The 7278-nt window shown below is 69.1% G+C and carries 10 protein-coding genes; 6 read left to right on the top strand and 4 right to left on the bottom strand.

Going from position 1 to position 7278, the window contains the following annotated elements; all coding sequences use genetic code 11:
• The 4 genes from ACHFFZ_RS10900 to ACHFFZ_RS10885 all read right to left on the bottom strand — a co-directional run.
• Positions 1-339, bottom strand: a 339-nt coding sequence (locus tag ACHFFZ_RS10900) for a hypothetical protein (RefSeq protein ID WP_394276644.1), incomplete at its 3' end; no start/stop codon positions are given.
• Positions 336-1346, bottom strand: coding sequence for an MAB_1171c family putative transporter (locus ACHFFZ_RS10895; RefSeq protein WP_026926277.1), 1011 nt, complete (start codon positions 1344-1346; stop codon positions 336-338). The genes ACHFFZ_RS10895 and ACHFFZ_RS10900, both read right to left, overlap by 4 nt.
• Positions 1343-1807, bottom strand: coding sequence for a hypothetical protein (locus ACHFFZ_RS10890; RefSeq protein WP_013601295.1), 465 nt, complete (start codon positions 1805-1807; stop codon positions 1343-1345). The genes ACHFFZ_RS10895 and ACHFFZ_RS10890 overlap by 4 nt, the downstream gene beginning before the upstream one ends.
• Positions 1808-1866: 59 nt before the next feature.
• Positions 1867-2298 carry a hypothetical protein gene (locus tag ACHFFZ_RS10885; RefSeq protein WP_013601296.1) on the bottom strand — a complete coding sequence of 144 codons (432 nt, stop codon included), beginning with the start codon at positions 2296-2298 and terminating at the stop codon, positions 1867-1869.
• 310 nt (positions 2299-2608) lie between these two features.
• Between ACHFFZ_RS10885 and ACHFFZ_RS10880 the strand changes: the two genes are divergently transcribed.
• From ACHFFZ_RS10880 to ACHFFZ_RS10855, 6 genes are all read left to right on the top strand, one after another.
• A complete protein-coding gene (locus tag ACHFFZ_RS10880) occupies positions 2609-3688 on the top strand; it encodes an ImmA/IrrE family metallo-endopeptidase (protein ID WP_251201716.1) in 1080 nt (359 codons plus the stop codon).
• Positions 3688-4620: a bifunctional DNA primase/polymerase gene (locus ACHFFZ_RS10875; RefSeq protein ID WP_251201715.1), complete on the top strand. Its 933-nt coding sequence runs from the start codon at positions 3688-3690 to the stop codon at positions 4618-4620. The genes ACHFFZ_RS10880 and ACHFFZ_RS10875 overlap by 1 nt, the downstream gene beginning before the upstream one ends.
• A gap of 32 nt (positions 4621-4652) precedes the next feature.
• On the top strand, positions 4653-5300 hold the full coding sequence (locus tag ACHFFZ_RS10870; RefSeq protein WP_394276643.1) for a DUF2637 domain-containing protein: 648 nt from the start codon (positions 4653-4655) through the stop codon (positions 5298-5300).
• Positions 5297-5701 (top strand): hypothetical protein, encoded by a 405-nt coding sequence (locus tag ACHFFZ_RS10865; protein ID WP_077684802.1) that lies wholly within the window; start codon positions 5297-5299, stop codon positions 5699-5701. The genes ACHFFZ_RS10870 and ACHFFZ_RS10865 overlap by 4 nt, the downstream gene beginning before the upstream one ends.
• A 60-nt stretch (positions 5702-5761) precedes the next feature.
• Positions 5762-6682 carry a hypothetical protein gene (locus ACHFFZ_RS10860; RefSeq protein ID WP_394276642.1) on the top strand — a complete coding sequence of 307 codons (921 nt, stop codon included), beginning with the start codon at positions 5762-5764 and terminating at the stop codon, positions 6680-6682.
• The coding region (locus tag ACHFFZ_RS10855) for a ParB N-terminal domain-containing protein (RefSeq protein WP_394276641.1) at positions 6679-7278 on the top strand (600 nt) is incomplete at its 3' end. The genes ACHFFZ_RS10860 and ACHFFZ_RS10855, both read left to right, overlap by 4 nt.

The raw sequence follows: 7278 nt of genomic DNA, 5'->3' as shown, positions 1-7278 counted from the left end.
CCGCTCCACGAGGCACCGTCGCCAACCTTCGGGGTCGGGGCAGGTGCAGTGCCTGTGATCCTGCGAGCGACGCGAGTAGGTCCCCGATCGACAATCTCGTGGTGAGAGCTGTGCCCAGCCTCCGCGCTCGAACCAGAGGTTGTAGATGCCGTCGGCGGTTGTCTGGTCGGTGCGGTCGAGCACGATCAGGTCGCCGTCGTCGGTGTACTCGACGCCTCGAACGGTGAGGTCGAACATTCGTGGGCCGACGGGTGCGGTGAGCCGCCGCGCGATGGCCCACCCGACCCCGGCAACCGCTGCCGCCGCGGCCCCAGCGCCGAGAGCGATGCGGCCTATCACGACTCCCGCTCCTCGACGTAGGGAACGGGCGAGGTCGTCGCGAGGGCACTGTCGCTTCCGACGAGGTGGCTCTCGGCGCGTTCGAGCAGGTCGCGGTCGTCGGTGCTGATGTCGAAGGTGATGCGAGGGTCGATCATCGCGTCGCGGATTTCGACGATCACTCGGTGGAGGTGCCCTTCGGGGTCTTCGCTACTGGCGGCGAGGGGGTCGGCCTGGCTCAGCCCGGGCCGTGCGCGCGTCGCCTGGTGCCAAAGCGACTCCAGCTGCGCTGTGAGGGCGACGGTCTGCCTCTGCCGGGCGCGGTGCTGAGCGCGACGGACGGCAGGCTGGATCGCGAACCCGGCACAGAGGAACACGAAGGTCAGGACGGAGAGCGGATCGTAGGCGGACTGGATAGTGTGCATGAGGTCGAGGTGGCCCGTGGCGTGGGCAACGTCCATGACGATCACGGCGAGGCAGAGCGCGACGCCGAACGCCGACCCCAGGCTCAACAGTGCCGCGGGGAGGTGCTGGATGCCGGTGTTGTGCCGGTACTGCCTTATGGCGAGGACGAGCATCGCCACGACAATGACGAGGCAGTAGGTGAAGTTGATGATCGAGTAGACCGCCGCCGCTGGCTGTGCGCCGAGGTCGATCATAAATCGTGTGGTAGTGGTGCCGCGGTCGATGAGCAGGAACGATGCGGTGATCGCGAGCAGCGCGACGAGCAGGACGGGGATGCTGACGGCGGCTCGGACGAGCCTGGGCCGGTACTCGCCGGTCTTCATGACGCCGCGGCCGAGGAAGAACAGCCCGGTCATCAGGAGCGCGTCCGCGATCAGGGTGGCGAGGTTGGTGCCACCGAGCAGTCGATCGACGGCGCTGTAGGCGGCATCCACGTTGAGCGTCATCGCGATGGCGATGGTGAGGGCGGCGTAGGTGATGCTTCGGTCGGTGCGTTTGCGTCGGAAGATGAGCAGGCTCGCCACGAGCGCCCACATGAGCGTTGCGACGAGCGTCTGGATCATCCGAATATCTCCGAGTATCTGGACTCTGCGAACACCGACCCTCGGATGCCGGCGGCGAGCCGGTCGGCGAGGGACTCGGCGGCGATCTCGGTTTCGCTGTCGAGGTCTTGCCGCCTGAGCAGGCGACCTCTGGTGTACGGCGGGATGTTGGGCAGCAGTACCTCCCCGACTGCACAGCCGTCGCCTTCGCCGTGGCCAAGGATCATGTGGGCGAGCTCGTGGAGCACGAACTGCTGGCGATGCAGCGCGGAGTCGCTGCGGGCGTGAAGCACGACGTCTTCGGCATCGGTGGAGAGCCAGAGCGCGCAGAGGCCGTCGTGGGTGTCGAGGTCTGCGAGTTCGACGACGCGGAGCCTACGGTGCCGCCGGTCTTGGACGGTGTGGAGGAGATCGTCAAGGGCGAAGGTATTGCCGAGCTCAAGGCCCGCGACGGCCGCCGATACGGTCTGTTCGATCTTCACGGTTCGCCCCTTCTCTGTAGGGAGCAGGGACCGGTGGCGGCTCCATCGTGCGGTACCGGTCAGTGCTCGGGCATGTGTGTCATTTCCTCGTCCAGGAACTTGGTGATGGCGTGGAGTGCTTTCGGCGAGATATCGCCGAGGGTGCGGGCAGCGTAGGACTTCACCTTCGCGGCACGCATGGACCGAACCAGGTCGAGCTGCGCAGAGACCTTCTCGGGAGTGGCAGCACCGTCCTCGCCGAGCAGGAACGCGGCGTCCACGTCGAAGAACTCCGCGAGCCCTTCGAAGACGGCGGGGTCTTGGACGTAGCGGTGGCCGTTGACCATGTACGTCCAGCGCGACCGCGACAGGTTGGTGCCTCGTTCTTGGAGGTAGCCGGCGATCTGCGAGTAGGTCGGCTCCGTGCCGGACTCGGCGACGGCGACATCCATCAGGAGCCGCAGACGTTTGGCGAGGTCTTCGGCCGCAGCCTGGCTCTCGTCTTCGGTCATGACGGTGACCCCCTTCCCTTCGCAACGGGCAAGGCATCGATGTAGTCCACCCAGAAGGTGGTTGTGCATGCTCAACCGTACTCGTTGAGCATGCACAAATCAAGGCTTGCGCATGCTCAACGGTCAGTGTTAGAACAGGACTCCGGGGCATTTTGAGCATGCTCAATGTTGCGTCCCGGTCTCGGCTCGGGCTGCCTCAAGGAGGTGAACGATGTCCAGCTCACGGTCTGGGCGCGGGTGTTCGCGCCTACCTGCCAGGTGTACCGCCGCGCGCAGCCGCGTCGCGGCCCGCCGAAGAGGAGGCCGGAGCATGGCATCGAACGAGGACGCCCGCGCGGCGCGAGAGGCGAAGCTCGACGAGCTGCACGAGAAGCTGACCGGCGCGGTCGAGTCGCTGGTCTCGGGTGACGACTGGCGCCAGGCGCTCGCCTTCGCGGCGCGGTTCCGGTCGCGGTCGTTCAACAACACGATGCTGATCTGGGTGCAGCACGAAGCCGCGTTCGAGGCAGGCCGCGTGCCCGAACCCTTCCCCACCCTGGTTGCCGGGTACCGGCAGTGGCAGGGGCTCGGTCGGCAGGTGATGAAGGGCCAGCCGGGCTACATGATCTTCGCGCCCGTGACGGGCCGGTTCGCCACCGCGACCCCTGCCGATGCGGGCTCGTGGCGGCGGCTCGGGCCGAGGGAGACGCCGAAGGCCGGCGAGGTGGTGCGCTCGCGGATGGTCGGAGCCCGGCCGGCCTACGTGTGGGATGCCTCCCAGACCGACGGAGAACCATTGCCAGTTCCGCCCGCTCCGACGCTGCTGGAAGGCGAAGCACCCTCGGGGCTGTGGGACGGGCTGGCCGGGCAGATTCGCGGCGCGGGGTTCGAGGTGCTGCGGGTTCCGCACGAGGGAATGATCTCCGGCGCGAACGGCATGACCGACTATGAGGAGCGCACGGTAGCGGTGCGGGAGAACATGGACCCTGCTGCGCAGGTCAAGACGCTCGCGCACGAGCTGGCGCACGTGCTGATGCACGATCCCGACGACGAGGAAGCACGTCAGCATCGCGGCATCCGCGAGGTCGAAGCCGAGTCCGTCGCGCTGATGATCGGTGCCGCGCACGGCATGGACACCACCGGGTACACGATCCCGTACGTCTCGACCTGGGCCGCCCGCGTGGACGGCCAAGAGCCCGTCCAGGTGGTGCAGTCCACCGGCGAGCGGGTGCGGAAGACCGCGCTGGCGATCCTCGACCAGCTCGACACGCTCCAGGTCGGCGACGGCACCCCGCCCGGACTCGAACGCGACGCTCCCAGTCCGCGCACCTCCCGTACGGCTGCGAACTCGGTGGAGACCGATCGTCCGCGTGCTGCGTCGGCGCCAGCGCTGGCAGTGCGGAGGCTGTGATGCCCGAAGCATTCGATGTCCTGGCGGCGCTCATTCGCGTGGATCGTTCACCGAGCCTGGGGCTCGCGGCGCGGAGCCTCGCGGCGGCTGGCGTGCCCGTGTTTCCGTGCGTCGTCGAGGGGAAGCGTCCGCTGACCCGCCGTGGGTTCCTCGATGCGAGCAGCGACCCGGAACAGGTTGCCGCGTGGTGGTCGCGCACACCGAACGCGAACATCGGCATCCCGACCGGCGCTCCATCCGGCGTTGTCGTCGTCGATGTCGATGTCCACGGCCCCCACGACGGCCGCGCGGCGTTCCAGCGCGCCACCGACGCGGGGCTCGTCGATGGCGCGGGTCTGCTCGTGCGCACACCCACCGGAGGCGCGCACGTGTACTTCCCGGCGACCCCGGGCCGCGAGCAGCGGTCGTGGCAGGCAGCCACCGCGGGCGTCGACTTCCGGGGCGACGGCGGCTACATCATCGCTCCTCCCTCCCGGCGAATCATCGACGGCAGTGTGTGCCGCTACGAGGTCGCGGACATCGCCGCGCACTCGGTCGGTCATGTGGACGCGGCCCGTCTGCGGGACTTCCTCGACCCGCGCCCCGTCGCTCCACTACGCGCCAGCAGCGGCTCGATGGATGAGGATGCTGAGCGGTTGGCGACGTGGGTCGCTGGGCGGGGTGAGGGCGAGCGGAACCGAGGCCTGTTCTGGGCTGCCTGCCGCCTCGCAGAGAACGGCGTCTCGCCCGCCGAGGCGCTCGATGCGCTGGGTGCTGCGGCACAGTCGGCGGGTCTGGGTGATCGCGAGATCACCCAGACCGTGCGCTCCGCCTACCGAGCCACCCAGCCCGCATCCGAAGTGACGCCCGGCGGCCGGAGCCAGAGCGCGGGTCGGTGGTTCGGTCGCTCGGCGAGCCCACCGTCCGCAGCCTTGGGGAGGGCTGGGCTGTGAGGCGTGAATCGGGAGGGCGGCGCTGGGCCGCGATGACGGCGGTCGCGGGGACGGTGTTCATCGCCGCCGGGGCGTTCTGGCTGTCGTTCACGTCGTTGGCCGATCTGGCTGCTCGCTCCGGGATCGGGGCTGGGCAGGCGTGGGCGTGGCCGCTGATCGTGGACGGCATCATCGTCGTCGCCACGGTTGCCGTCGTCGCGCTCGCCGGGCAGCGCTCGGCCTGGTATCCGTGGGCGCTGCTGGTAGGCGGCGCGCTCGTGTCGGTGACGGCGAACGCCATTCATGCTGTCGTCGCCGCGGACGCCGACGTGCCAAGGATGCTCGCGGCCTCGGTCGCCGCGGTGCCGCCCGTCGTGCTGCTGGCCATCACGCACCTGACCGTGATTCTCACCCGCACCACCGACCCCCATGCGGAACCCGCCACTGCCGACTCGTTCTCGACGAACACCGCGGATTCGATGCCTGCGCTGCCGCCTGGCGAGATGGAGGCCAACCGTCGCGATGAGGGTGTGGCGGATCGGCGGGCGCTGGGGTGGGAGCTGCGCGAGGCGGGCTGGTCGAACAAGCGGATCGCCCGCGAACTCGATGTGCATCCCTCGACGGTGGGCCGCTGGTTCGCCGTCGCGCACCTCACTGACACCACTGACACCGCCGACGAGCGGGAGGAGACGATCCCATGAACACCACTGAGAACCCCCAGCGCAACGATTCCGCGAGGCCCGATCCCGCACGGCTGGTGCCCGAGGAGCCGCGGGAGCGCCCCGAGTCGGTCGAAGTGATGAGTACGCCGGAGGCGGTGCGGGCCGCGCCGGTCGCCCGCGACGACAAGCGGCACGCGCTCGTTCGTGGGCGAGGCGTGGAGTGGGTGCGCCCCACTGACTTGATCGCCCGGCACTCGGCGCACGCGGCCGGGCGGGGTCTCGACTTCCAGGCCGAGCTGGCACGCCGCACCCGCACCCCGCTCGGTGCAGGTGTTCGTCGTCTCGGGGATCGCGCCCGGCGGTTGCCGCCGATCTCGGCGTTCGGGTGCAGCACCGCACCTGCCTCGCAGGTGTCCCGCTCCGGGGTCTCGATGAGTTGACGGTGGTGACAGGTCATGGCTGCGACGGCATCGGCATGCAGGACGCGCTCGTGGGAGCGAGTGCGCACCTGCCTGCCAGGAGGTGCCGACACCATGACCAGACCAACCAGCACCAGCACCGAGCAGACGGCCGACGGGGCTGAGGACTTCACCACCGGCGAGGGCCTGCGTGCCCTGCTCAATCGCCTCGCCGAGGGCGGCGAGGATGCCTGGGTTCACGACCCGGTGGCCCGCGACCTGATGGAGTTCGCCGCCGACAAGTACCGCGCGCTCGCGAGGAAACACAGGCTCGACACCTGGGAAGCGGTGACGGCGGCGTTCGACGCGATGCAGTACCGCTCGACCCGTGAAGCCAACGATCCGTGGGCGATCATCACCCACGACGTGCGGATCACCTGCGTCTACGAGGAACGCGCTCAAGGTCTGCTCTGCTCGGTGCACCAGGCCCGCCGCGCCCACGTCTCGGCGTTCCACGACCCTGAACGATTCTCCGAACGCGACACCGCGCTGGCCGACTACCATCCCGCGTTCCACACCACCGACCTTCGTCCCAGCGACCTCGAACCGGAACCGCGCGACAGTCTCGGGTCAGCGCAAGCGTGCATGTCCGCTGGATCGGCGGCCGAGGACGCCATCGCGATGCTGTGCCTGCTCGACTGGCCGACCGACACGGCGCGTGCCGCTGTCGAGCACGTCTGCGGGGCGTTGATGAAGGCTGGCACCCGCCAGTCCGCCTACGAGGCACTGCGCCGCGATCGGCACGCGCGGGCACTGCTCGACCTGCCGCGCCGCTCCTGGGCCGCGCTGCTGAAGGCGCTGCTCGGGAACCCGCACCCGGCTTACGTGGCCACCAGCAGCGGTCGCGGCATCCTGCTCCGGCTGCTGCTGGGCGAAACGCTCGACCTGCTGCTCCGCGACGACGATCTGATCCTTGCGCTCGCACTGGCCGCTCCGAGTGGTGGAGGCGGTGAGTCGTCGTGATCGAGCCACAGATCGGCAGCATCCAGCTCGACCGCACCGTCGAGTCGATCCTCGTCGGCACCCGGCACCGCGCCGACCTCGGCGACATCGACGCCTTGGCCGCGTCCATCGAGCGCGACGGGCTGCTGCAACCTCTCACGATCACCATCGATGGCGTGCTGGTGTGCGGGGCACGACGGCTCGCCGCGATCAAGATGCTCGGCTGGCGCACCGTCAACGTGTGGGTTCGCAGCGGTCTGTCTGACCGGCTCGGGCAGCTCCTCGCCGAGCAGGACGATAACATGCTGCACAAGCCCTACACACAGCTCGAAGCCGCCGGCCTGTACCGCGAGATCAAGCAGGTCATGGCCGAAGACGCCGCCCGCCGGAAGTCCGCCACGCAGTTCAGCAGCGAGAACCAGCCGGGGAACGACGGTGGTGCAAACTTTGCACCACCGTCGAGCGGGCCACTCGGGAAGACCCGGGAGCAAGCGGCGGCGATGATTCCCGGCGGTGCGTCACACACGACGCTGGAGAAGATCGGCTACCTCGAAGACATCGCCAACAACCCCGCTCAGCCCGAGACGTTGCGCGCCGAGGCCGCCGCCGGACAGAGC

The organism is Luteococcus sp., from assembly GCF_043424415.1.
GTDB lineage: Bacteria > Actinomycetota > Actinomycetes > Propionibacteriales > Propionibacteriaceae > Luteococcus.
Note: the sequence above shows the minus strand (reverse complement) of the source record. Positions and strands in the feature narration are given on the sequence as shown.

Bases quoted from the DNA above. Each gene is read 5' to 3' on its own strand.
- ACHFFZ_RS10895 (WP_026926277.1), bottom strand. From the start codon at position 1,346: ATGATCCAGACGCTCGTCGCAACGCTCATGTGGGCGCTCGTGGCGAGC.
- ACHFFZ_RS10885 (WP_013601296.1), bottom strand. From the start codon at position 2,298: ATGACCGAAGACGAGAGCCAGGCTGCGGCCGAAGACCTCGCCAAACGT.
- ACHFFZ_RS10880 (WP_251201716.1), top strand. From the start codon at position 2,609: ATGGCATCGAACGAGGACGCCCGCGCGGCGCGAGAGGCGAAGCTCGAC.
- ACHFFZ_RS10875 (WP_251201715.1), top strand. From the start codon at position 3,688: ATGCCCGAAGCATTCGATGTCCTGGCGGCGCTCATTCGCGTGGATCGT.
- ACHFFZ_RS10870 (WP_394276643.1), top strand. From the start codon at position 4,653: ATGACGGCGGTCGCGGGGACGGTGTTCATCGCCGCCGGGGCGTTCTGG.
- ACHFFZ_RS10865 (WP_077684802.1), top strand. From the start codon at position 5,297: ATGAACACCACTGAGAACCCCCAGCGCAACGATTCCGCGAGGCCCGAT.